Genomic DNA, 22,918 nt, shown 5'->3' on the forward strand with positions numbered 1-22,918 from the left:
GGGTGGCATCGGTCTTGACGTTAATGCTGCCCCGACGGGCCAGCTACAACTCCAGACTAGAGCCGTTGCGTCGCCCGATGAAGGTGAGTTTGCACCAGACGCACTGGCGCATTTGCATCACTCAACGCTTGCTTTTGCCCTGGCTGGCGAACAGGTTTCGCTCCCTGGCCCAGACGATCGCTTCCGCCCGGCTGTGCACGTCGAGCTTGGAGTACACCGTCGCGACGTGGTTGCGAATCGTGTTGAGCGCCAGGTTGAGCCGCGCCGCGATCTCCTTGTCCGCCAGCCCTTCACAGATAAGCCCCAGTACATCCCGCTCGCGAGCGGTCAGGTCGGTGAACGAAGCGCCGGGCAGACGTCGAGTGTTGACCCGTTTGGCATTGGCCAGCTTTTCGATCAGCGTCTGACTGAACCACGAGGCGTCCTGCATCACCGTTTCGATGGCCTCGACCAGCTCCAGCTCCGAACGCTTGCGCTCGGTGATGTCCATCAGCACGAAGAGGTAGCAGGCGCTGTCCTGAATCGTCACCGTGTCAGCGGCCAGTACGCAATCCATCGACTCGCTGCCTTTCTTGCGGACTTTCAGGTCCAGCCCGTCAACACGCCCATTGGTTTCAAGAACGTTGAACAGCTCGGCCATCGCCCCGCCATCCTCAATGAAGCCCAGTTCTGCGACGGTCCGGCCAATCAGTTCCTGGGGCGTATAACCCAACGTGTTTAAGAACGCTTCGTTGGCTTCGACGATCTGTTGCCGCTCCGCTGTACATACCAGCGTTGGCACCGGTGTCAGTCTGAATGCCTTGGCAAACCGTTCTTCGCTCTGGCGCAAGGCAGTCTCGGCTTTGCGTCTGGGTTCCAGGTCGGTGAACGAAAACAGCATGCAGTCTTCTTCATTCATGTCCAACGGTTGCCCGGCGACGATGACCAGTTTGGTGCCGCCCTCCGGCAGCTTCAGCTCGGCCTGCATCTGCGGGATGGTTGCACCCTGATTCAGGCGCTCGATGGCGAGGTCCTTGCGCTCGGCATTTTCCAGCACGTCCACCTCATACACGGAGCGGCCGATGACGCTTTCCCTCGAATGCCCGGTCATTTCCAGAAAGCCTTGATTGACCTTGATGAAGCGCAGATCGCTCAGCCGGCAGATAACGGCGGGAGCGGGGTTGGCATTGAAGGTCTTCTCAAAGCGCTGCTCGGCGCCGGCCCATTCTGTCGCGTCGGCGAGTATCAGCACCAATGACTCCGGGGAGCCGGAGCTGTCTTCCAGCACCATGCTGCGAACGCGATGCACCCAGCTGCGCTCCTCTTCCTCACCGACCCTGCTGACCTCGATGAGCACATCGCTGAATACTTCGCCGGCGGCGACCCGACTGATCGGATATTGATCAACGTCCAGCGGATGGTTGTTGCGATAACGCAGGGAAAATTTCTCGCGATAGGCCTCGCCGTTGGCCCCCAGCTCGCTGATCTCCTCGACACCGTGCATCAGCAGCGCCGCTTCATTGGCCCAGATGATGGTCTGGTCGACCTCTACCAGCATCACCCCGTCCGACAGGCCGGAAATGATCTGCTGCAATTGGCGGCGGTTGGTTTCTCTGGCGAGGATGGCCTCGGACATGCGTGTTCTCCTGACGTCTCAATGCGATCGGGCTTCGCTCAGCCGGGCGCTCCACGCTATCGGACCGGCCGGCAAAAACTTAGTGCTGCAGCTTAGTGCAGCGCCGCTCGCCAAGGTCGGTGCGAATGCACCAGACGAAGCGGTGCAAATGCGCCATCACAGACTTCCACGCGCTGATCAAACTGATTTCACGTCCGATCAGACGCGGCAAGCCCGCCCTCGCAGGCTCGCCCTTATCAACGCAGGTGGTGCATATGCACCGCATGTCGGTAGCACGATCATGTGTACCCCTGCACCAGAGGAAATTCTTATGGCTACAACCTACTCAACATCTGCCGCACTGGGCAGCGCTTCTCCATTTCGGGTGTCTTGGGGGTCGGTGTTTGCCGGTGCGGCGATCACGCTGGTCACCTATCTGGTGCTGAGCGTGCTGGGCACGGCGATCGGCGCTGGCGCGCTGGACCCGATGGCCCAAGGCAACCCGTTGAGCGGCTTCGGCAAGGGCGCCGGCGCCTGGCTGTTCATCAGTACCCTGGTGGCGATTGCCGCCGGTGCCTGGGTGTCGGGTCGCACAGCGCCGGACCGTGGCGGCCTGCACGGTTTGCTGAGCTGGACAGTCAGCACGCTGCTCACCACCTGGCTCATCGCATCGCTGGCCGGCTCGCTGGTAGGCACTGCCGGCAACATTGCAGGCAAGGGGCTTTCCATGGCGGCCGATGGCGTCGCTGCTGCCGCACCGGGCGTGGGTCAGAGCATCAAGCAACAACTGGATAAAAACGGCATCAGCCTGGATTGGGACAGCCTGAAATCGCAGCTGGACACCACGCTGAAGCAGTCCGGCAAGCCAGAGTTGGACCCTTCGAAGCTGGATCAGAAAGCTGACGTAGCGGGTGCCGATGCCAAGCAGACAGCAGAGCAGGCCTCCACTGATCCAACCCAGGCGGGCGACCAGTTGAAGCAATGGTTTGATCGCGTGCAGAAAGCGGGCGAACCCGCCCTGAACGCTGCCGACAAAGATGCGCTGGTCAACATCGTGGCCGCTCGCACTGGCAAGAGCAAAGCCGAAGCGCAGCAGATCGTCGATAACTATGCGCAGGCGTATCAGCAAGCAGCTGTGAAAGTTGCAGAGCTGAAAGCGCAGGCCGAGCAACAGGCCCGTGAAGCGGCGGATGTCGCCGCCAAGCAAGTCTCCAAAGCGGCGTGGGGTACGTTCTTCATGCTGATCATCGGCGCTGCGCTGAGCTTTGGTCTGGCACGCTATGCCCTGAGCTCGCGCCCTCGTCTGCTGGTCGAGACCGTTTGAGGGTTTCAGCAATCGCCCGGCGTGTCGGTTCTGGATTTTGAAAAATTGAATCGCTGACTCAAGCCTCGGCCCGGTGCGCACATATGTCGTGCCGGGCCTTGTGCCGTTCACGTCGTCTGATTCAAGCCTTTCTGCTTGAGCGCGTGCGACCCAACGCATGTTTCAACTCTTGGAGTACAATGCGCGCCACCGTGATTTCGCTCAAAAAGGTGCGTCATGCAGCCCTTCGCTATTGCTCCTTCGATTCTGTCCGCCGATTTCGCCCGTCTGGGACAGGAAGTCGACAACGTCCTGGCCGCTGGCGCCGACATCGTCCACTTCGACGTCATGGACAACCACTACGTCCCTAACCTGACGATCGGACCGATGGTCTGCGCCGCGTTGCGCAAATACGGCATCACCGCGCCCATCGATGTTCATCTGATGGTCAGCCCGGTGGACCGCATCATCGGTGACTTCATCGAAGCCGGCGCCACTTACATCACCTTCCACCCGGAAGCGACCCAGCACATCGACCGCTCCCTGCAACTGATCCGCGAAGGCGGCTGCAAGGCGGGCCTGGTGTTCAACCCGGCGACCCCGCTGAACCTGCTTGAGTACGTCATGGACAAGGTCGACATGATCCTGCTCATGAGCGTCAACCCTGGCTTTGGCGGTCAGAAATTCATTCCCGGCACGATCAACAAGCTGCGCGAGGCCCGCGCGCTCATTGACGCATCCGGTCGTGATATCCGTCTCGAGATCGACGGCGGCGTCAACGTCAACAACATCCGGGAAATTGCAGCAGCTGGCGCCGACACCTTTGTCGCGGGCTCGGCCATTTTCAACGCGCCTGATTACCAGGCAGTCATTTCAAAAATGCATGAAGAACTGGCGTTGGCCCGCCGATGAGCGGCTTCGAGCAGCTCTTTCCGGGCCGTTTGCCCAAGTTGATCATGTTTGACCTGGACGGCACCCTCGTCGATTCGGTGCCTGATCTTGCGGCCGCTGTGGACAAAACGCTTCTTCAGCTCGGTCGCCCCCCGGCGGGTATCGAGCGGGTTCGCGACTGGATCGGCAACGGCGTACGCGTGTTGGTACGCCGCGCTTTGGCGAACGGCATGGATCACTCCGCCGTGGATGAAGAATCGACGGAAGCGGCCCTCGCCATTTTCATGGAAGCCTACAGCGGCAGCCATGCGCTCACCAAGGTCTACCCCGGCGTGCGCGAAACCCTGAAGTGGCTGCAGAAGATGGGCGTCGAAATGGCGTTGATCACCAACAAGCCGGAGCGCTTCGTTGCGCCTTTGCTGGACGATCTCAAACTCGGCCGCTTCTTTCGCTGGATCGTGGGCGGCGATACGCTGCCGCAGCAAAAGCCAGACCCGGCAGCGCTGTTCTTTGTGATGAAAATGGCCGGCGTACCGGGCTCGCAGTCGCTGTTCGTGGGTGACTCGCGCAACGACGTTCTGGCGGCCAAGGCAGCGGGCGTGGCCTGTGTGGCATTGAGTTATGGCTACAACCACGGACGCCCCATTGAAGAAGAGTCCCCGGCGCTGGTCATCAGCGATTTGCGCATGCTGATTCCCGGCAGTTCTGCCGGTTGCCTGGAGCAGGGCGCTGAGATAACGTTGCCCGACATCAAGTCTCCCTCCTTTAGAGAATCCATCGTGGTGGTCACTCGCAAACTCTGGATGAAAGTCATGAAGGCCCTGGCCCGTTGGCGTTGGCGCGCCTGACCTGATCCCGGCCTTCCGGCACGTTTGCACACCGACCGTTTTCCCCTCAGACCACGAGGCTGATATGACCCGCGACGAATTCCTGCGTTTGGCTGCTGAAGGCTACAACCGCATCCCCCTTGCCTACGAAACCCTGGCCGACTTCGACACCCCGCTGTCGATCTACCTGAAGCTCGCTGACGAGCCCAACTCCTACTTGCTCGAATCCGTGCAGGGCGGGGAAAAATGGGGGCGTTACTCCATCATCGGTTTACCGTGCCGCACCGTCTTGCGCGTGCATGGCCATACAGTCAGCGTCACCCACGACGGTGTCGAGATCGAGCGCCTGGAGGCCGAAGATCCGCTGGATTTCGTCGAGACTTTCAAAGCTCGCTATAACGTTCCGACGATTGTTGGATTGCCTCGCTTCAACGGCGGCCTGGTCGGTTATTTCGGTTATGACTGCGTGCGTTACGTCGAACAACGGCTTGGTGCCTGTCCCAATCCAGACCCGCTTGGCGTCCCTGACATCCTGCTGATGGTCTCCGATGCAGTCGTGGTGTTCGACAACCTCGCGGGCAAGATGCACGCCATCGTCCTCGCCGACCCGGCGCAGCCTCAAGCGTATGAGGCAGGCTTGGCGCAACTCGAAGCATTGATGGAAAAGCTGCGCCAGCCGATCACGCCGCGCCGGGGCCTGGACCTGACCCGACCGCAGGCATCCGACCCGGTTTTCCGCTCCAGTTTTACCCAGGCCGATTACGAGAAAGCCGTCGACACGATCAAGGAGTACATCCTGGCCGGCGACTGCATGCAGGTTGTGCCGTCGCAGCGTATGTCGATTGATTTCAAGGCCGCGCCGATCGATCTGTACCGCGCGCTACGCTGCTTCAATCCGACGCCTTACATGTACTTCTTCAACTTCGGCGACTTCCACGTCGTGGGCAGCTCGCCCGAAGTGCTGGTGCGCGTTGAGGACAATCTGATCACCGTGCGCCCGATCGCCGGGACGCGACCCCGGGGCGCTACCGAGGAAGAAGACTACGCTCTGGAAGTCGATCTGCTGTCTGACGATAAAGAGATCGCCGAGCACTTGATGCTTATCGATCTGGGGCGCAACGACACCGGTCGCGTCTCGGAAATTGGCTCAGTGAAGCTGACCGAGAAGATGGTCATCGAGCGTTATTCAAACGTCATGCACATCGTCTCCAACGTGACTGGCCAACTGAAAAGCGGGCTGACGGCGATGGATGCATTGCGCGCCATCCTGCCGGCGGGGACGTTGTCGGGCGCGCCGAAGATTCGCGCGATGGAAATCATCGACGAACTCGAGCCGGTCAAGCGCGGCGTGTACGGCGGGGCTGTGGGCTATATGGCCTGGAACGGCAACATGGACACTGCGATTGCCATCCGCACGGCCGTTATCAAGGACGGTGAGCTGCATGTGCAGGCAGGTGGCGGCATCGTCGCGGACTCGGTCCCGGCCCTGGAATGGGAAGAAACCCTCAACAAGCGTCGCGCGATGTTCCGTGCCGTCGCCCTGGCCGAGCAAAAGCCCGAAGCCTGACGGTTTTGTTTCAAAAGAAACGGCGCCCAGGGCGCCGTTTTTTTTATGCCGAAGACACATCCCGCCGCGGCGGCTGGCTTCAAAAATCCAGACTCACCGCCAGGTTCACCCCTTGCTGCGTGACGTCATCATTCTTGCGCCAGTTGTAGCCAGCACGCAGGGTCAGGTCCGGCGCCAGCTTCTGGCTCAGGCCGACGCTGGCGCGATTCAAGCTGCGTTGCGGTTCATACCCCTTGAGGTCGAAATCGACGCCCGGCACGCTGTTCAGCGCGATGGTCACGTCCTGTTGGTCGGTCTCGAACTCGCGCTCATGGGCCACTTCGCCGAACACTTGGGTCTGCGGCGTGACGTCGAATTTGCCTTGCAGGCCCGCGCCCAGCCGCTTTGACTTGCGCGTCTGGTCGTCGTAATTGAGCGCCGTCGCGCGGGCACTGTTCTCCGAATAGCCATCGACGTTGACGTGGGAATAGTCGGCGCTGATGAACGGCGAGAAATGCCAGCGACTGCTCGGCTCGGCGAGATCAAAGCCCACTCGGCCACTGAGCGCCCACAGGTCGCCGTTGGTGTCGCCTTTCTCCGCGCCTTCGCTGGTACCCAAAGCGAATTTGCGCTTGAGGTTGTCGTAGTCGAGTTTTCCGCCCGAGGCTGCCAGGTCTGCCCACCAGTGTTGCGCCTGATACTGCACGAACGCGGTCGCAATATAGCTGTTGAGCTTGTAGTCCGAATCGCGCGCGCCGGCTTCAAGTGTCTGTCGGTACGCGCCGGCGACCAGCCCGGCTCTCCAGTCTTCGGCAAAGCGGTAGCTCCCGCCGACGGTAAGGTTGTAGCCATGGCCATCGGCGCTGGCTGAGTGGCTTTGAGCGTCGAAGTCCATTTTCTGACCGCCACCGGCGACTACGGCCCGCCACTCGCCGACGTTTTGCCAGTTGCCCCAGTCCGCCAGCCATTGGCTGCGCAGCTCGTCCTGCTGCGCGCGCAACGTACCGTTGGCCATTTCCGGCAGCAGTGTGATTTCCCACGGAGCGGACAGAATCGAATACCCGTAGTCGGCGATCAGGCGCTGACCCGCGACGGTGGGGTGAACGCCATCGTTGAACAGCAGTTTGGTCGGATCAGGGGTCAGGCCGCCAATCCCGTAAACGCTGTTGGCGGTGCAGTTGTTGCCGTTGAAGCAGGTGCCAACCAGGTTCTGATCGGCCGCCAGCCCATAGCGCGCCGGATCGGTCAGGACATCGCGTATCAACCCCGGCACATTGAGCGGAATGACTTCGGCATCGATTTGCCCAAGACGGTTGACCAACTGCTGGTTGAACACCCCGCTCAGCAACGTGGAAGGTACCTGCAATGGTGTGCCGGACACGGCAGGGGTACGGCCAATGTCAGGCAGCAGCCAGACCATGATGTAGCGCGCTCCGGCCTGGGACAGGACTTGCGCGCCGTTGGCCAGGTTGTTCGCCGCGCTGATTGCCTGTCCGGGGCTCAAAATCCGGCCCTGCAGAAAGTCGTTGCCGCCCCCGGTCAGGTAGTAAAGGGCGTTGGGATCGGCCCGTGAACTGTTTTCAACCAGATACCCGGGTCGCGTCCGAAACACGGTGGTGACGCCAGTCGAAGCATCGGTGTTGGCAACCTGAGATCGGGTGGTGATCGCAGCCAGGATCTGATCCGTTCGGTCGCCGCCCACGGCCCAATTGTTGCCATCCGCCAGCCCTTGCGCCGCGCGGACAGGAGACGTCGATGCCTGCAAATCGCCGGGCGCCACGCCCAGCTTTCCGCCCAGCAAGGTCGATGAGTTCAGGCTGAATGCTTCGCCGCTGCCGTTCACGTACGTCGGGCCGGTGCGGTTGGTGAAGCGTAAGGTTGAGCCCGGTGGCCCGCCCGCATCGGGAAACTGACCGGCGTCGGCCAGACTGTCACCGAACACGATCATCGTTGAATAGGGAGAGGAGGCGGCCAGGGCCGAGGAACACGCGAGGGAGAGCAGGCAAGCCGCGAACGGCCAGCGCAGTGTTGCTTTGAGCATGGGGGCATCCCTTATTGTTTTCAGTGCTGTACGAGAAGGTAGCAGCCGCGACACAAATCGCCCACGATGCCGTGGCATTCACGGCGAATATTCTGTACCGCCCTTCAGGCTGCAATCTGCATCTTGCGGACGTTCGGCTTCTGCCAATCGGCCGCGGGCCCGGGCTATCCGGGTACTGCGATATTGCGCGCCCTGCGGCGGTACGCTACTGTGCGGCAACGTATGAACGAGACCTTTCCTGTGTCGATTGTCAGCAGCTTCTTGATGCGCGTTATCAAGGGCCACGCCCGTTGGCGTTGGCGCGCCTGACTATTTCCCCCGCCGGCCTTGCCGGATCTGTATTGATACGCCTCCTGATGCCTCAGTTTTGCAGTGCCTCGCCGGACCTCTTCCTGCGGCTCTCTGCGTGCAACTGCGGCAGAAGACGGAAGGCCACGCTAGAAGTCAGTAATTCAAAAGGTTAAGCACCATGCTGCTGATGATCGATAACTACGACTCCTTCACTTACAACGTCGTGCAGTACCTGGGTGAACTGGGCGCCGACGTCAAAGTGATTCGCAACGACGAAATGACCGTCGCCGAAATCGAAGCACTTAACCCCGAACGCATCGTCGTTTCACCCGGCCCGTGTACGCCGAACGAAGCGGGCGTGTCCATTGATGTGATCAAACACTTCGCCGGCAAACTCCCTGTGTTGGGCGTCTGTCTGGGCCATCAATCAATTGGCCAGGCGTTCGGCGGCGACGTGGTGCGGGCGCGTCAGGTCATGCACGGCAAAACCAGCGACCTGGCTCACGAAGACCAGGGCGTGTTCGAAGGCTTGAAGCATCCGCTGACCGTTACCCGCTACCACTCGTTGGTGGTCAAGCGCGAGACGCTCCCGGATTGCCTCGAAGTGACCGCCTGGACCCAGGCAGAAGACGGCTCTGTCGACGAAATCATGGGCCTGCGACACAAAACGTTAAACGTCGAAGGTGTTCAATTTCACCCTGAGTCGATTCTTTCCGAGCAGGGCCACGAGCTGTTCGCCAACTTCCTCAAGCAGACCGGCGGCACCCGTCAGGGTTAAGGGCAATTCGACATGGCAATGGATATCAAGACGGCGCTCGGCCGAGTTGTGAATCAGCTGGACCTGAGCACCGATGAAATGCGCGATGTCATGCGCGAGATCATGACGGGCCAGTGCACCCAGGCGCAGATCGGCGCATTTCTGATGGGCATGCGTATGAAGAGCGAGAGCATCGACGAAATCGTCGGTGCGGTGTCGGTGATGCGCGAGCTGGCGGATCAGGTCCAGCTCAAAACACTGGACGGCGTGGTCGACATCGTCGGCACCGGTGGTGATGGAGCGAATATTTTCAACGTATCAACCGCCGCAGCGTTCGTGATTGCGGCTGCGGGTTGCACGGTGGCCAAGCACGGCAACCGGGCAGTCTCCGGCAAAAGTGGCAGCGCCGATTTGCTGGAAGCCGCTGGCGTCTATCTCAGCTTGACCCCTGTGCAGGTGGCGCGCTGCATCGACAGCGTCGGCATCGGCTTCATGTTTGCGCAAACTCATCACGGCGCCATGAAACACGCTGCCGGGCCGCGCAAGGAGCTGGGCCTGCGGACCCTGTTCAACATGTTAGGGCCATTGACCAACCCTGCGGGCGTCAAGCACCAGGTGGTGGGCGTGTTCAGTCAGGCACTCTGCCGACCATTGGCCGAAGTGCTGCTGCGCATGGGCAGCAAGCACGTGCTGGTGGTCCACTCCCAGGATGGCCTGGACGAATTCAGCATCGCTGCACCTACGTTTGTTGCGGAACTGAAGAACGGCGAAGTGACCGAATACTGGGTGCAGCCGGAAGACCTGGGCATGAAAAGCCAGAGCCTGTTCGGTCTGGTGGTCGACAGCCCCGCGCAGTCGCTGGAATTAATACGTGACGCGCTGGGTCGGCGTAAAACCGAACACGGTCAGAAAGCCGCCGAGATGATTGTGCTCAACGCAGGCGCAGCGCTGTACGCGGCTGATCATGCGTCGTCGTTGAAGGAGGGCGTTGCTTTGGCTCACGACTCATTGCACACCGGCCTGGCCCGCGAAAAGCTGGAAGAGCTGGGTGCCTTTACCGCGGTATTCAAGCAGGAGAATGAAGGATGAGTGTACCGACGGTATTGGAAAAGATTCTGGCCCGTAAGGCTGAGGAAGTCGCTGCGCGTCGTGCCAGCGTCAGTCTTTCCGATTTGGAAAAGCTGGCCACCGCAGCCGGCGTTTCACGGGGTTTTGCCGGCGCCTTGATTGCACAAGCCAAGCGCAAGCAGCCGGCGGTCATCGCTGAGATAAAAAAGGCGTCCCCGAGCAAGGGTGTCATTCGTGAGAATTTTCATCCGTCCGAGATCGCCAAGAGTTATGAAGCGGGCGGCGCCACCTGCCTGTCCGTGCTGACTGACATCGATTTCTTTCAAGGCGCCGATGACTATTTGAAGCAGGCCCGCGCAGCGACTTCATTGCCGGTGATCCGCAAGGATTTCATGATTGATCCCTATCAGATCATCGAAGCGCGGGCATTGGGGGCCGATTGCATCCTGTTGATCGTTTCGGCGTTGGACGACGTGAAGATGGCCGAGCTGGCCTCGGTCGCCAAGGACGTTGGTCTGGACGTGCTGGTCGAAGTGCATGATGGCGATGAACTGGAGCGAGCTCTCAAGACGCTGGACACTCCGCTGGTTGGGGTTAACAACCGCAATTTGCACACGTTCGAGGTCAATCTGGAGACCACACTCGATTTGCTGCCACGTATCCCGCGTGATCGTCTGGTCATCACCGAGAGCGGTATTTTGAACCGCGCTGACGTCGAGCTGATGGAAATCAATGATGTCTACTCCTTCCTCGTGGGCGAAGCGTTTATGCGCGCTGAAAAACCGGGCGTGGAGCTGCAGCGCTTGTTCTTCCCGGAGAAAGGCGCCGCGATCAAATCCGGGGGGCTGGATTGAGCCGCAGCACCACGGCGTAACAACCATCGCTCGTCATATCAGGAGGCAGCATGACCCTTCAGCTTTTGGAAACCTGCGTTGAGGCTGGCCTAAAGGCTGAGCAGGATCTGCTGGCTTCTGTGTGCGATGGCGAGTCAGACCATGGGCTGCTCTTTTGGCGCCCCTCTGACCATGCATTGGTCATGCCTCGCCGGTTGAGTCGTCTCCCCGGGTTTAGCGAGGCCAGCGAAACCCTCGGGGACATTGGCTGGCCGGTCCTGCTCAGGGAAAGCGGCGGCGAGCCTGTTCCGCAGTCACCCTCAACCGTGAACGTGGCACTGGTCTATGTTCAGCCCGACACCGATCTTGATCGCGACCGCATCGAAAATGCCTACATGCGTTTGTGCCAGCCCATGCTCGACGTGCTAAGTGGGTTGGGTGGGGCTGTCTCGCTGGGCGAAGTGGCCGGGGCTTTTTGCGATGGCCGCTTCAACGTCAATCTCAACGGCCGCAAGATGGTCGGGACCGCTCAACGCTGGCGCCAGACTCAGGGTGGCAAACGGCCGGTGGTGCTTGCGCACGCTGCGATGCTGCTGGATAACGAGCGCGTCGGGATGGTCAACGCCGTCAACCGGTTCAACGAAACCTGCGAGCTGGAGCAGCGCTGCGAAGCAGACAGTCATATCGCCTTGCATGAACTGTTTGCCGCGCCTGATTTCCTCGAACAACTGAGCGAGCGTTACAGGCGGATGCTGGCCGGGATCTGAGCGTGCTCATGCTCTTCTGGCGTATGCATCATGTGGAACTCGGTGCGCGATAGCAGGGTTAACAATTGGCCGCGTCGCTATCGAGTGCCAAATACGACCATTGTTTTGCCGCGGACATGCACCAGGTTCTGTTCTTCGAGCGACTTGAGCACGCGGCCAACCATCTCTCTCGAACACCCTACGATCCGACCGATCTCTTGACGCGTGATCTTGATCTGCATGCCGTCAGGATGGGTCATCGCATCAGGCTGTTTACACAGTTCCAGCAGGCTGCGGGCTACCCGCCCGGTGACGTCAAGGAACGCCAGATCACCCACCTTGCGTGTGGTATTACGCAGCCGCTCGGCGAGCTGCCCGCCGATGGCATACATCAGTTCCGGATCCTGCTGGCTGAGCTCACGGAATTTGACGTAACTGATTTCCGCCACTTCACATTCTGTTTTAGCGCGGACCCAGGCGCTCCGCTGCGCGGCGACAGCAGTCTCCGCAAACAGTCCCAGTTCGCCAAAAAAATCGCCGCTATTGAGGTAAGCCACGATCATCTCGCGGCCTTCCTTATCCTCGATGAGGATGGTGACCGACCCTTTTATGATTAGAAAAAGCGAGTCCGATTGCTCGCCCGCACAGAGAATATTGCTCTTGGCCAGGCAGCGCCGACGCTGGGCATGGGGTAGCAATTTGTCGGCGACTTTCGTCTTGTTCGGAGGAGGCATGGCGAGCATCGGTATATCCCGTAAAAAACTGCGCCCTGAGGCATTCCCTGAGGTATCGGCAGTATTTCCCATTTGATGCAGCCCCAGACCGGCAAATAGGTCTTTTTTCAGAGATTTCCTACATTTTCCCGTTCGGAGCGGCCTCCGGCCCACACCCGGCGCCGGCAGAGCCCTGTGCTAAGCTGTCCGCCTTTTTTCAGGCATTGGAGTCCGGATAATGAAGGCGCGTATTCAGTGGGCGGGTGAAGCAATGTTCCTTGGTGAATCCGGCAGCGGCCACGTCGTTGTTATGGATGGCCCGCCCGAAAGCGGAGGCCGTAATCTCGGCGTGCGCCCGATGGAAATGGTGTTGATTGGTCTGGGCGGTTGCAGTAACTACGACGTGGTCAGCATCCTCAAGAAAGCGCGCCAGCCCATCGAAAGCTGCGAGGCGTTTCTGGAAGCCGAGCGGGCTAATGAAGACCCCAAGGTGTTCACCAAAATCCACCTGCATTTCGTGGTCAAGGGGCGTGGTCTCAAGGAAACCCAGGTGAAGCGTGCGATCGAATTGTCGGCCGAAAAATACTGCTCGGCGTCGATCATGCTGGGCAACGCCGGTGTTGAGATCACCCATGACTACGAGATCATCGAACTGGGCTGAGCAACGCCCAATTTTCACAAAAGCGGTGCAGGCTATGGCATGCGACTTCTGACGTCTGCATAATGCGCCCCTTTTTCAGGGCGCGACTGCCGGATAGCCGGCTCGCCTCCGACCAGACAACCAAAATCGCCAACGCGAAGAGGTGTTAACCGTCCTACGCAGCTGAGCCGGGCTCAGTTGACGGGCATGCTTGATCACGCGGCCAGCGCCGCACCCATATAGAGAGTTTTAACGGTGAAAAGCAAACTCAAGCTCCACGGGTTCAATAACCTGACCAAGACCTTGAGCTTCAACATCTATGACATCTGCTATGCGGAGACCCCGCAGGACCAGCAGGCCTATGTCGAGTACATCAACAGTGTGTACGACGCCGAACGCCTGACGCGGATTCTCACTGATGTCGTCGACATCATTGGCGCGAACATCCTGAACATCGCTCGTCAGGACTACGATCCTCAAGGCGCCAGTGTGACCATTCTGATCTCCGAGCAGCCGGTGACACCTACCGACAGCCAGATCGAAGAATCACCAGGTCCGCTGCCGGAAACCATCCTTGCGCACCTGGACAAAAGCCACATCACGGTTCACACCTATCCCGAAATTCACCCGGTGGACGGTATCGCCACTTTCCGTGTGGACATCGACGTGTCGACCTGCGGTGTGATTTCCCCGTTGAAAGCACTCAACTACCTGATCCACAAGTTCGAGTCGGACATCGTGACCGTTGATTATCGCGTGCGCGGTTTCACCCGTGACGTCGAAGGCAAGAAGCACTTCATCGACCACGAGATCAACTCGATCCAGAACTATCTTTCCGATGACACCCGCGACAGCTACCAGATGACTGACGTGAACGTGTATCAGGAAAACCTGTTCCACACCAAAATGCTGCTCAAGCAATTTGAGCTGGACAACTACCTCTTCGGCGATGCCACCAGCAACCTGTCGGCTGAACAGCGCGAGCAAGTGACTGGCCGGGTGAAGCACGAAATGCTCGAAATCTTCTACGGCCGTAACATGCCTGTCTAAGAGTATCCGGCACAAAAAAAGGCGCCATTCAGGCGCCTTTTTCATATGAGTGTTTTCGGATGATGTGTCGCAAATGCCTCCATCCCCGCTCAGCTGCGCTTAGATTCTATAAGCCGTCTTCGTCATCACCTTGGCGATGAGACTCATGCCAAACTTGACTGGCGCCGGGAAGCGAAACCCACCGGCCTTGATGGCGCTTTCTGCGTGATGCTCTTCGTCGTCGCGCATCTGTTTGAGAATCGCCCGGGACTTCTCGTCTTCGAGCGGCAATTGCTCCAAGTGCTCATTGAGGTGCTTGCACACTTGGTCTTCGGTTGCGGCCACGAAACCCAGGCTGATCCGGTCACTGATCAGGCCAGCCACGGCGCCGATGCCGAATGAGGCGCCGTAGAACAGCGGGTTCAGGACGCTGGTGTGGCTGCCCAACTGATGAATGCGTTGTTCGCACCATACCAGATGGTCGATTTCTTCTTCGGCGGCATGCTCCATCGCCTTGCGCACCTGCGGCAGTTTCGCAGTAAGCGCCTGTCCCTGATACAGCGCCTGTGCGCACACCTCACCCGTGTGGTTGATTCGCATAAGACCAGCCACATGACGAGTGTCTGTCTCATTCATCTTTACATCAGGTTTGATAACGGCAGGAGAGGGGCGGTGTGCGTGAGCGCTGACGGGCAGTAGTGTCTTCATCGCAGCGTCGGCTTGCAGAAGAAGGCGGTCGATAGGGGAATAGTGACGTTCGGTAGCCATGGGCACCTCCGGGTAAATCCAAGGCGGCCAGTTTAACCCAAACGGTGTAATCCGGCGTGCCCTGCGTCAGCCGGCCAAGTGGTTGGCACGCACTCGGCCTGTACGAATGGGAAAAACGGGAACTCAGCCCGGCGGCCAGTTCATCTGGCGCTGACCCAGAACATGCATGTGAATGTGATAGACCGTCTGACCGCCTTTTTCGTTGGTGTTCATGACCACGCGGAAACCGTCCTCGCATCCAAGCTCTTTTGCCAAGCGCTGCGCCGTAAAGAGGATATGGCCTAACAGGCCCTTGTCTTCTTCAGTGACGTCGTTGAGGGTGCGAATCGGTTTTTTGGGAATGACCAGAAAATGCACTGGCGCCTGCGGGGCGATGTCGTGAAAGGCCAGCACTTGGTCATCCTCGAAGATGATTTTCGCCGGAATCTCGCGATTGATGATCTTGGTGAACAAAGTATCCACAGCCGTTTTGCTCCATTTTAAGGGGATGAAGGCAGTGTACTGAGCGTGCAAGGCCACGCCCAGTCGTTTATCACAGCGGCTGACATCAGAGGGATGTGCGTGATTTAAGCGTCATGGCCCATAGTTTGCGGGTCATCCAGCGGCTGAAGAACCGCGGGAGGCGCGTCAGCAATCTGTTACGCCAACCGGGGATGATCACCGCACGATTCTTCTCTAGCGCTCGTACGGTGTACAAAGCGACTTCCTCGGCGGTCATGGTTTTATCATCCACGAATTTGCCGGCGTCCAGTTGTGCCGAACGGAAAAACGCAGTGCGCGTCGGACCCGGGCACAGCACTGAAATCTTCACGCCGGTTTTGTGCAGTTCTTCGCGCAGACCTTCCGAAAAATGCAGTACGTAGGCTTTGCTCGCTGCATAGGTGCTCATCCACGGCCCGGGCTGAAAGCTCATGACTGATGCAACGTTGAGGATCTGCCCGCCGCCTTGCACCGCCATCAGATTGCCAACGGTGTGACACAGGCGAGTCAGGGCGAGTACGTTAAGGTCGAGCAGGTCCTGCTCTTGCGCCCATTCTTGAGCGAGGAACGGGCCGCTGTTTCCAATGCCTGCGCAATTGACCAGCAGATCGATGTGTCGCACGCCTTCTTCAAGCTCAAGCAGAAAGCCTGAAAGGCGCAGCGGCTCGCCCAGATCACAGGCGCGAAACAGCACCTCGACGCCGAAGCGCTGGGTGAACTCGATCGCGATGCTTTCCAGCATCTCCCGGTGCCTGGCGACCAGAATAAGGTTGCGACCCCGACGAGCAAGCGCTTCGGCCATCGCCAGGCCAATACCGCTCGATGCACCTGTGACCATGGCGTAACGGGTCATGCAATTCTCCAGTCGTGTGCAGCTCGTATTGAGGCAGCGTCCTGGCTGCCAGATAGTTATTGGTCGTCGGTGCCGCCTGGCGAGTCACCATTATCAATGGCATCAGCAGGGTCAACAGGTACCGTCAGTTGCTCCGGGTCGGTGGCGTCATCGTCGTAGGGCAGCGCTTCTTCGTATTCGCTGGTGGTCGCCTCTACTTGCTCCTGAACCGTTTCGATCCCCCCCATCATCGCCGCGACGAACACCAGCGCGAGGACAACCAGCCACAGCACGGCGAGGATTTTGACGCGCGGCGTGTTGGGCGGTGGTGGCGGGCCGTACCGATTGGGACCGGTATTGCCCGGGACCGCCATCATCAACAGCGGGAAGAAGCTGCCCACGACCGGTACCAGATTCAGCAGCAGTAACCAGGCCGACCACCCGGCGTCGTGCAGGCGCTGGGCGCCGATCTGGATGCTGACCACCACGAATGCGACCAGCGCGACGGTTCCGAGCAAACCGCCCGCTACGAGCGAAACGCTGAGGATACCCACGCATAGCGCGGCGACCAATAAACCGACTGCCACCAGCGCAAGGCTCCAAGCCAGGTAGCGCAGGCGACCTATTCGACCCTGAACGGAGAACACCTTCAGTTCGCCCACCGCCGGAAAGTCTTGCCCAACCGGTGCGCGTGGAGGGGCGTAAGGCGATGCAGCAGGGTCAAAAGCCGAGCCAGGAGCAACGTCGTCGACGACCTCTGCCAGACTCAGCGTCACGGGTAGCTCAGGCTCGATACGACCTTCAACTCCAGCATCGTTTAGCGCCGCGAGATAACGCTGCGCGTCGTCATTGGTCAGGCCACGCTTGATGGTGACAGGCTTGCCAGTGAACAGCCGGTCCACGCCGGTTGTGTCGGTCTTGAACAGCTGGGCCAGATTCAAGCGTGCTGTTTCCAGCTCAACGCCCGGCCGCAGTAGGCCCTCGAAAACGATTTTGAAGTGCTCCGCCATGCTGGCTTCCTTGTCTTGAGTTCATACGAGCCGAGCATCAGGCTTCAGAACGGTTTAACCACCACCAGAATGACCACTGCCAGCAAGATCAACACGGGGACTTCGTTGAACCAGCGATAAAACACGTGGCTGCGTCCCGGCTCTCCTCGCGCGAAGCGTTTGACCTGGGCGCCGCACACATGGTGATAGCCAATTAAAAGCACAACCAGGGTGAGCTTGGCATGCAGCCAGCCCTGCTGCAGAAAACCTGGGGATAGCGCGACCAGCCAGATACCGAACACCAGGGTGGCGATCATGGAGGGAACCATGATGCCGCGATATAACTTGCGCTCCATGGTGCAGAAGCGCTCTCGGCTAACGGTGTCGTCGCTCATCGCGTGATAGACGAACAGTCGCGGCAGATAAAACAGGGCGGCGAACCAGCACACCATCGCGACGATGTGCAGCGCTTTGATCCAGAGATAGAGCATTTTGGTTTATTTCCAGGGACACGGTGCCAAATAGTAGTGGCTTCGCTGCCCGTACGTCACGTTCGCGGTTGTCCCATAGGCTATCGACCCATATGATCACCGGCTTTCCAGTGGTTTCGTTGAGGGCAGATTATGGTCAAGGTCGGTATCGTCGGCGGTACGGGTTACACCGGCGTCGAATTGCTACGTCTTCTTGCGCAGCACCCACAGGCAGAAGTGGTGGCGATCACCTCACGCTCAGAGGCAGGCCTGCCTGTCGCTGATATGTACCCCAACCTGCGCGGTCACTACGACGGTCTGGCTTTCAGTGTGCCGGACGTGAAAGTGCTCGGCGCCTGCGATGTGGTGTTCTTTGCCACGCCTCACGGTGTTGCTCATTCGCTGGCTGGCGAATTGCTCGCGGCGGGCACCAAAGTCATCGACCTGTCTGCCGATTTCCGTCTGCAGGATCCCGTTGAATGGGCCAAGTGGTACAACCAGCCCCACGGAGCGCCGGAGTTGCTCGACGAAGCGGCATACGGATTGCCAGAAGTCAATCGTGAGCAAATTAAGGGCGCGCGCCTGATCGCAGTGCCGGGTTGCTATCCGACTGCGACGCAATTGGGTTTCTTGCCACTGCTGGAAGCGGGCCTTGCTGATCCGCTTCGGCTTATCGCCGACTGCAAATCGGGTGTCAGCGGTGCAGGCCGCGGCGCCAGTGTGGGTTCGCTTTATTCCGAAACCAGCGAGAGCTTCAAGGCTTACGCCGTAAAAGGGCATCGCCATCTCCCGGAAATCACCCAAGGGCTTCGCCGTGCGGCGGGCGGGGATGTCGGGTTGACGTTCGTGCCTCACCTGACGCCGATGATCCGTGGGATTCACGCGACGCTGTATTCAACCGTAGTCGACAAATCGGTTGATCTGCAGGCGTTATTTGAGAAGCGCTACGCCGATGAGCCGTTCGTCGATGTGATGCCAGCAGGGAGCCACCCTGAGACACGTAGCGTGCGCGGGGCGAATGTATGCCGCATGGCAGTTCATCGCCCGCAGGATGGCGATCTCGTCGTAGTGTTGTCGGTCATCGACAACCTGGTTAAAGGCGCGTCGGGCCAAGCGGTGCAGAACATGAACATCATGTTCGGGCTGGATGAGCGCTTGGGTCTGTCTCACGCAGGCATGCTGCCTTAACAGGCGAGCATGTTGCCATTTGCAGTTCATCGTTTGAGGGGTGTGGCTGCCGTGAGAATAGTTGACCGATTTTCTAGGAGAAGCGGATAATGCGCGTCATTACGCATTACGACGGCTTAACGCCGGGAGATTTTCAGCATGAGCGTCGAATCCTATACCCCTGTGGCTTTGGAATTCACCCACGGTGCTGCGCACAAGGTGAAGACTCTGGTCGATGAAGAGGGCAACGACCGCCTGAAGCTGCGCGTCTTCGTGACGGGTGGCGGTTGCTCTGGCTTCCAATACGGTTTTACGTTTGATGAAGACGTTGCCGAGGATGACACCATAGTCGAGCGTGAGGGCGTCAGCCTGGTGGTTGACCCCATGAGTTTCCAGTATCTGGCGGGTGCGGAAGTGGATTACCAGGAAGGGCTTGAAGGCTCACGCTTCGTGATCAAGAACCCCAACGCTGCTACTACCTGCGGCTGCGGATCGTCCTTCTCGATCTGACCTTACAGTGATAAAAAAACGCCGCGCATTTGCGCGGCGTTTTTCGTGGTGGCGGCGACGCTTACGCCGGATAGATCGCGCCCAGTACACGCAATCCCTTGGCGCCGGTCACGCTCGGACGGTTGGCGGGCACGCTTTCGAGCGCGCAGTGAGCCAGCCAAGCGAAAGCCATTGCTTCGACCCAGTCAGGGTCGACGCCAAACTCGGCTGTACTCGACACCTTTGTGTTGGGCAACAGGGCTGCCAATCGATCCATAAGCGCCTTGTTATGGGCACCTCCGCCGCATACCAACAGTTCTTTGGTCTGGGCCTGTGCCGACTGGAGTGATTCGGTAATGCTCAACGCTGTCACTTCCAGCAGCGTCGCCTGTACGTCTTCCGGTCGCAGGGTTGGCATCTGAAACAGGTGATGATGAACCCAGCCGAGATTGAACACTTCCCGACCTGTGCTCTTCGGGCCTTTGGTTTGAAAGAACTGATCGCTGAGCATGGACTTCAGCAGCACATGGTCGACGGTTCCGCTTGCGCCCCATGCGCCGTCCCGGTCATAGCTGACGCCGCGCTGTGCCTGAATCCAGGCATCGAGTAATACGTTGCCCGGGCCCGAGTCGAAGCCGGACACAGGTTTATCGATCTCGATCAGGCTGAGGTTGCTGAACCCTCCAACGTTCAGGACAGCACGGTAGTCCTTGTTGTCGTCGAACAAAGCTTCATGGAACGCGGGAACCAGAGGCGCGCCCTGGCCACCGGCAGCAATGTCGCGCTTGCGGAAATCACTGACCACCGTAATGCCTGTCAGCTCGGCGAGCAGGGCAGGGTTACCGATCTGAATGGTGAACCCACGCGCAGGCTCATGACGAATCGTCTGGCCGTGGCTGCCAATGGCACGGACTTCACCGGCCGATACATTCTGCTGGTCCAGCAACGCCAACACACCCTGCGCAGCGAGGCGAACCCACTTCTGCTCGGCGATACCCGCGCGTGCCAGCTCATCCGGCCCACTGGAGCAGAGGCCCAGTAGTTCAGCTCGCAGATCATCAGGCATTGGGATGTAGTAGGTGCCGAGCAGACGTGGTCGGTCATCCTGTTCTACCAGCGCGAAGTCGAGTCCGTCCAGACTGCTTCCGGACATAACACCTACATATAAAGTCATGGGTCAGCGCTTACTCGAGGCCAGCATGGTGGCCTTTTCCTGGTCCATGCGAGCCATCAAGGGTTGGCTCTCCTGCATGAACCGCTGTTTTTCGGACTTGGCGATCGGGTCAGCCATCGGCAGCTTCTGGCCCAATGGATCAACGTGTACGCCGTTTACCTGAAACTCGTAATGAACATGAGGACCAGTGGACAGGCCGGTGGTTCCAATATAGCCAATAACCTGACCTTGCTTGACGCTGGACCCGGACTGAATACCTTTGGCAAAGCCCTGCATGTGGCCGTAGAGCGTCCGGTAGGTTTCGCCATGCTGGATGATGACAGTATTACCGTATCCGCCACGACGGCCGGCGAGGATGACTTTGCCGTCGCCTGTCGCCTTTATCGGCGTACCACGAGGTGCAGCGTAGTCGATGCCTTGGTGTGCGCGAATCTTGTTCAGAATCGGATGCTTGCGCCCCGACGAGAAAAGCGAGCTGATGCGGGCGAACTCCACTGGCGTACGGATAAACGCCTTGCGCATGCTGTTGCCGTCTGCAGTGTAGTAATTGGTATTGCCCTGTTTGTTGGTGTAACGCACCGCGGTATAGGTCTTGCCACGGTTTACAAAGCGCGCCGACAGGATATTGCCTGTGCTTACGGTTTTGCCGTTGATCACCTTCTGCTCGTAAATCACGTCAAACTCGTCACCTTTGCGGATGTCCTGAGTGAAATCGACGTCATAACCAAAGATATTTGCCATTTCCATGGTCATGGTATGGCTGAGCCCGGCGCGCTGGGCAGATTGCGACAGCGAATTATTGATCATGCCGTGGACGTAAGCGGTGCGGACATTGGGTTTGCTCACGTCGCGCGTGAAGGCGTAACCCTTGTCAGTGCGGGATAAGCTGATGCTTTCAGTTTCGCTGAGCTTGCTGTGCAGCTGTTTTAGATTGCCTTCAGGGGATAGCTCGAATTGCAGAACCTGGCCATTCTTCAGTTGGCTGAACAGCTTGGCCTGTTTGCCGCTGGCGATGACTTCATGGACTGACGACGCCGGCAATCCGACTTTTTCAAACAGGGTAGACAGCGTGTCGCCCTTCGACACGACCACCTCGCGATGAGCAGCGCTCTTGGCTGTCGCCACTGTGTCCTTGGCTGCGATCTTTGTTTCGTTCGGGGCCTTCGCCGTCTCCACGGGCTCGTCCGCATTCCCTTCGATTTGAGCAAATGGGGAATCTACAGGCGCCTCTGTGGCTTGAGTCTGTTCTTGAGCGTCTTGTTCTTGCTTGATCTGATCGTCTGGCGTGTCCAGCTCCAGAGTCAGGTTGGTTCGTTTGGCTTCGACGTCGCTGGATGGGAAGACGAGGAGAGCCAGGCTCAGCAGGGCCGCTATACCGCTGGCTGCGAGCAGGTGACTCTTCGGATAAAGCGGTGGCGCTTTAGGCGGATTGGCTTTCATAGGTAATTTTGACTTTGAAAAGATGAAATGGAAAAGATGAATGCACATGATGAAGATGAAATAACTGTATAAAATATAACCAAATCTGCCCTGAGGCAAGCCTGTGATCCGGCGTCGTCGCGATTCGCCGATCCCGCATTGTCAGAACTTGAATTTGGGCGGTGATCTTGTATGGTTGTCTCCCTTTGAAATAAGGCATTACGGGGCGGTTATGAAGTCGGTTGAAGAGCAGCTAGCGCTGATCAAACGTGGCGCAGATGAACTCCTGGTGGAGGCCGAGCTGATCGCCAAGCTCAAACGTGGGCAGCCACTTCGCATCAAGGCAGGTTTCGATCCCACTGCGCCTGATCTGCACTTGGGGCACACAGTGCTCATTAATAAGCTGCGCCAGTTCCAGGATCTCGGGCATCAGGTGATCTTCCTGATCGGAGACTTCACCGGCATGATTGGCGATCCGAGCGGTAAGAGCGCCACGCGCCCACCCCTGACTCGCGAGCAGGTGCTGGACTATGCCGAGACCTATAAGGCTCAGGTCTTCAAGATTCTGGATCCGGCGAAGACCGAGGTCGCTTTCAACTCGACCTGGATGGATCAGCTGAGTCCTGCTGACTTCATTCGTCTGTCTTCCCAGTACACCGTGGCGCGGATGCTGGAGCGTGACGACTTCGATAAGCGATACAAGTCAAACCAGTCGATCGCGATCCACGAGTTTCTTTATCCGCTTGTGCAAGGGTATGACTCAGTCGCGCTGCGTGCAGATGTAGAGCTGGGCGGAACCGATCAGAAGTTCAACCTGCTGATGGGGCGCGAACTCCAGCGCGCTTATGGTC

General features: G+C 58.9%; 23 protein-coding genes (1 of these 23 running past the window's edge). 13 read left to right on the plus strand and 10 right to left on the minus strand.

All coding sequences use genetic code 11. The features are described from left to right. Positions 1–121 precede the first annotated feature (121 nt). Entirely contained in the window at positions 122–1,615 is a 1,494-nt protein-coding gene (locus tag LT42_RS24315) for a helix-turn-helix transcriptional regulator (RefSeq protein WP_037019174.1), read from the minus strand. Between the two features lie 310 nt (positions 1,616–1,925). Here LT42_RS24315 and LT42_RS24325 point away from each other — a divergent pair, with 310 nt between their 5' ends. From LT42_RS24325 to trpE, 4 genes are all read left to right on the plus strand, one after another. After that, the gene (locus tag LT42_RS24325) at positions 1,926–2,918 is read left to right on the plus strand and encodes a hypothetical protein (RefSeq protein ID WP_037019178.1); all 993 of its coding nucleotides are present in this window, start codon (positions 1,926–1,928) and stop codon (positions 2,916–2,918) included. Between the two features lie 216 nt (positions 2,919–3,134). After that, complete coding sequence (rpe, locus tag LT42_RS24330) at positions 3,135–3,809, plus strand: ribulose-phosphate 3-epimerase (protein ID WP_037019180.1); 675 nt, start codon at positions 3,135–3,137, stop codon at positions 3,807–3,809. Next, positions 3,806–4,636, plus strand: coding sequence for a phosphoglycolate phosphatase (locus tag LT42_RS24335; RefSeq protein ID WP_037019182.1), 831 nt, complete (start codon positions 3,806–3,808; stop codon positions 4,634–4,636). Before rpe ends, LT42_RS24335 begins: the two co-directional genes overlap by 4 nt. Positions 4,637–4,700: 64 nt before the next feature. Then, positions 4,701–6,182, plus strand: coding sequence for an anthranilate synthase component I (gene trpE, locus LT42_RS24340; protein ID WP_037019184.1), 1,482 nt, complete (start codon positions 4,701–4,703; stop codon positions 6,180–6,182). Positions 6,183–6,261: 79 nt separating this feature from the next. Here trpE and estP read toward each other — a convergent pair whose 3' ends face one another. Next, positions 6,262–8,202: an esterase EstP gene (gene estP, locus LT42_RS24345; RefSeq protein WP_037019186.1), complete on the minus strand. Its 1,941-nt coding sequence runs from the start codon at positions 8,200–8,202 to the stop codon at positions 6,262–6,264. Positions 8,203–8,671: 469 nt separating this feature from the next. Between estP and LT42_RS24350 the strand changes: the two genes are divergently transcribed. The 4 genes from LT42_RS24350 to LT42_RS24365 are packed head-to-tail and all read left to right on the plus strand — an operon-like array spanning position 8,672 to position 11,918. Further along, positions 8,672–9,271: an aminodeoxychorismate/anthranilate synthase component II gene (locus LT42_RS24350; protein ID WP_037019194.1), complete on the plus strand. Its 600-nt coding sequence runs from the start codon at positions 8,672–8,674 to the stop codon at positions 9,269–9,271. Between the two features lie 18 nt (positions 9,272–9,289). Then, the gene (gene trpD / locus LT42_RS24355; RefSeq protein ID WP_037019310.1) at positions 9,290–10,339 is read left to right on the plus strand and encodes an anthranilate phosphoribosyltransferase; all 1,050 of its coding nucleotides are present in this window, start codon (positions 9,290–9,292) and stop codon (positions 10,337–10,339) included. Next, on the plus strand, positions 10,336–11,172 hold the full coding sequence (gene trpC, locus LT42_RS24360) for an indole-3-glycerol phosphate synthase TrpC (protein ID WP_037019196.1): 837 nt from the start codon (positions 10,336–10,338) through the stop codon (positions 11,170–11,172). The genes trpD and trpC overlap by 4 nt, the downstream gene beginning before the upstream one ends. A gap of 50 nt (positions 11,173–11,222) precedes the next feature. Then, positions 11,223–11,918, plus strand: a complete 696-nt coding sequence (locus LT42_RS24365) for a lipoate--protein ligase family protein (RefSeq protein WP_037019199.1) — start codon at positions 11,223–11,225, stop codon at positions 11,916–11,918. Positions 11,919–11,995: 77 nt separating this feature from the next. On the opposite strand, the gene crp is transcribed toward LT42_RS24365, so the two are convergent. Then, entirely contained in the window at positions 11,996–12,640 is a 645-nt protein-coding gene (gene crp / locus LT42_RS24370; RefSeq protein ID WP_037019200.1) for a cAMP-activated global transcriptional regulator CRP, read from the minus strand. A 208-nt stretch (positions 12,641–12,848) separates the two neighbouring features. On the opposite strand from crp, the gene LT42_RS24375 reads away from it, so the two are divergent. Together LT42_RS24375 and speD are read left to right on the plus strand one after the other, a co-directional pair. Beyond that, positions 12,849–13,271, plus strand: coding sequence for an OsmC family protein (locus LT42_RS24375; protein ID WP_037019202.1), 423 nt, complete (start codon positions 12,849–12,851; stop codon positions 13,269–13,271). Positions 13,272–13,505: 234 nt separating this feature from the next. Further along, positions 13,506–14,300 (plus strand): adenosylmethionine decarboxylase, encoded by a 795-nt coding sequence (gene speD, locus LT42_RS24380; protein WP_037019204.1) that lies wholly within the window; start codon positions 13,506–13,508, stop codon positions 14,298–14,300. Positions 14,301–14,399: 99 nt separating this feature from the next. On the opposite strand, the gene coq7 is transcribed toward speD, so the two are convergent. The 5 genes from coq7 to hemJ form a co-directional block, all read right to left on the minus strand. Beyond that, positions 14,400–15,047, minus strand: coding sequence for a 2-polyprenyl-3-methyl-6-methoxy-1,4-benzoquinone monooxygenase (coq7, locus tag LT42_RS24385; RefSeq protein ID WP_037019205.1), 648 nt, complete (start codon positions 15,045–15,047; stop codon positions 14,400–14,402). Positions 15,048–15,170: 123 nt separating this feature from the next. Beyond that, positions 15,171–15,509 carry a histidine triad nucleotide-binding protein gene (locus LT42_RS24390; RefSeq protein WP_037019207.1) on the minus strand — a complete coding sequence of 113 codons (339 nt, stop codon included), beginning with the start codon at positions 15,507–15,509 and terminating at the stop codon, positions 15,171–15,173. Between the two features lie 85 nt (positions 15,510–15,594). Continuing rightward, complete coding sequence (locus LT42_RS24395) at positions 15,595–16,380, minus strand: SDR family NAD(P)-dependent oxidoreductase (RefSeq protein WP_037019209.1); 786 nt, start codon at positions 16,378–16,380, stop codon at positions 15,595–15,597. Positions 16,381–16,436: 56 nt separating this feature from the next. After that, entirely contained in the window at positions 16,437–17,369 is a 933-nt protein-coding gene (locus tag LT42_RS24400; protein ID WP_037019211.1) for a DUF805 domain-containing protein, read from the minus strand. 44 nt (positions 17,370–17,413) lie between these two features. Beyond that, a complete protein-coding gene (hemJ, locus tag LT42_RS24405) occupies positions 17,414–17,839 on the minus strand; it encodes a protoporphyrinogen oxidase HemJ (RefSeq protein WP_037019213.1) in 426 nt (141 codons plus the stop codon). A 132-nt stretch (positions 17,840–17,971) separates the two neighbouring features. Here hemJ and argC point away from each other — a divergent pair, with 132 nt between their 5' ends. Next, the gene (gene argC, locus LT42_RS24410; protein ID WP_037019215.1) at positions 17,972–19,006 is read left to right on the plus strand and encodes an N-acetyl-gamma-glutamyl-phosphate reductase; all 1,035 of its coding nucleotides are present in this window, start codon (positions 17,972–17,974) and stop codon (positions 19,004–19,006) included. Positions 19,007–19,144: 138 nt separating this feature from the next. Continuing rightward, positions 19,145–19,495, plus strand: a complete 351-nt coding sequence (gene erpA / locus LT42_RS24415; protein WP_037019217.1) for an iron-sulfur cluster insertion protein ErpA — start codon at positions 19,145–19,147, stop codon at positions 19,493–19,495. A gap of 61 nt (positions 19,496–19,556) precedes the next feature. On the opposite strand, the gene LT42_RS24420 is transcribed toward erpA, so the two are convergent. Both LT42_RS24420 and LT42_RS24425 read right to left on the minus strand, forming a co-directional pair. Then, the gene (locus LT42_RS24420) at positions 19,557–20,648 is read right to left on the minus strand and encodes an anhydro-N-acetylmuramic acid kinase (protein ID WP_037019219.1); all 1,092 of its coding nucleotides are present in this window, start codon (positions 20,646–20,648) and stop codon (positions 19,557–19,559) included. Between the two features lie 3 nt (positions 20,649–20,651). Then, positions 20,652–22,088 carry a peptidoglycan DD-metalloendopeptidase family protein gene (locus LT42_RS24425; protein WP_037019221.1) on the minus strand — a complete coding sequence of 479 codons (1,437 nt, stop codon included), beginning with the start codon at positions 22,086–22,088 and terminating at the stop codon, positions 20,652–20,654. 211 nt (positions 22,089–22,299) lie between these two features. Here LT42_RS24425 and tyrS point away from each other — a divergent pair, with 211 nt between their 5' ends. Continuing rightward, positions 22,300–22,918: the 5' portion of a tyrosine--tRNA ligase gene (gene tyrS, locus LT42_RS24430; protein ID WP_037019224.1), read on the plus strand. 581 nt of this gene lie beyond the right edge of the window; only the first 619 of its 1,200 coding nucleotides appear in the window; it begins with the start codon at positions 22,300–22,302; the stop codon falls past the right edge of the window.

This window comes from Pseudomonas lutea, assembly GCF_000759445.1.
GTDB lineage: Bacteria > Pseudomonadota > Gammaproteobacteria > Pseudomonadales > Pseudomonadaceae > Aquipseudomonas > Aquipseudomonas lutea.

What these genes read in the sequence shown, in the direction of transcription:
- LT42_RS24315 (WP_037019174.1), bottom strand. Translation starts at nt 1,615, where the DNA reads ATGTCCGAGGCCATCCTCGCCAGAGAAACCAACCGCCGCCAATTGCAG.
- LT42_RS24325 (WP_037019178.1), top strand. Translation starts at nt 1,926, where the DNA reads ATGGCTACAACCTACTCAACATCTGCCGCACTGGGCAGCGCTTCTCCA.
- rpe (WP_037019180.1), top strand. Translation starts at nt 3,135, where the DNA reads ATGCAGCCCTTCGCTATTGCTCCTTCGATTCTGTCCGCCGATTTCGCC.
- LT42_RS24335 (WP_037019182.1), top strand. Translation starts at nt 3,806, where the DNA reads ATGAGCGGCTTCGAGCAGCTCTTTCCGGGCCGTTTGCCCAAGTTGATC.
- trpE (WP_037019184.1), top strand. Translation starts at nt 4,701, where the DNA reads ATGACCCGCGACGAATTCCTGCGTTTGGCTGCTGAAGGCTACAACCGC.
- estP (WP_037019186.1), bottom strand. Translation starts at nt 8,202, where the DNA reads ATGCTCAAAGCAACACTGCGCTGGCCGTTCGCGGCTTGCCTGCTCTCC.
- LT42_RS24350 (WP_037019194.1), top strand. Translation starts at nt 8,672, where the DNA reads ATGCTGCTGATGATCGATAACTACGACTCCTTCACTTACAACGTCGTG.
- trpD (WP_037019310.1), top strand. Translation starts at nt 9,290, where the DNA reads ATGGATATCAAGACGGCGCTCGGCCGAGTTGTGAATCAGCTGGACCTG.
- trpC (WP_037019196.1), top strand. Translation starts at nt 10,336, where the DNA reads ATGAGTGTACCGACGGTATTGGAAAAGATTCTGGCCCGTAAGGCTGAG.
- LT42_RS24365 (WP_037019199.1), top strand. Translation starts at nt 11,223, where the DNA reads ATGACCCTTCAGCTTTTGGAAACCTGCGTTGAGGCTGGCCTAAAGGCT.
- crp (WP_037019200.1), bottom strand. Translation starts at nt 12,640, where the DNA reads ATGCTCGCCATGCCTCCTCCGAACAAGACGAAAGTCGCCGACAAATTG.
- LT42_RS24375 (WP_037019202.1), top strand. Translation starts at nt 12,849, where the DNA reads ATGAAGGCGCGTATTCAGTGGGCGGGTGAAGCAATGTTCCTTGGTGAA.
- coq7 (WP_037019205.1), bottom strand. Translation starts at nt 15,047, where the DNA reads ATGGCTACCGAACGTCACTATTCCCCTATCGACCGCCTTCTTCTGCAA.
- LT42_RS24395 (WP_037019209.1), bottom strand. Translation starts at nt 16,380, where the DNA reads ATGACCCGTTACGCCATGGTCACAGGTGCATCGAGCGGTATTGGCCTG.
- LT42_RS24400 (WP_037019211.1), bottom strand. Translation starts at nt 17,369, where the DNA reads ATGGCGGAGCACTTCAAAATCGTTTTCGAGGGCCTACTGCGGCCGGGC.
- hemJ (WP_037019213.1), bottom strand. Translation starts at nt 17,839, where the DNA reads ATGCTCTATCTCTGGATCAAAGCGCTGCACATCGTCGCGATGGTGTGC.
- argC (WP_037019215.1), top strand. Translation starts at nt 17,972, where the DNA reads ATGGTCAAGGTCGGTATCGTCGGCGGTACGGGTTACACCGGCGTCGAA.
- erpA (WP_037019217.1), top strand. Translation starts at nt 19,145, where the DNA reads ATGAGCGTCGAATCCTATACCCCTGTGGCTTTGGAATTCACCCACGGT.
- LT42_RS24420 (WP_037019219.1), bottom strand. Translation starts at nt 20,648, where the DNA reads ATGACTTTATATGTAGGTGTTATGTCCGGAAGCAGTCTGGACGGACTC.
- LT42_RS24425 (WP_037019221.1), bottom strand. Translation starts at nt 22,088, where the DNA reads ATGAAAGCCAATCCGCCTAAAGCGCCACCGCTTTATCCGAAGAGTCAC.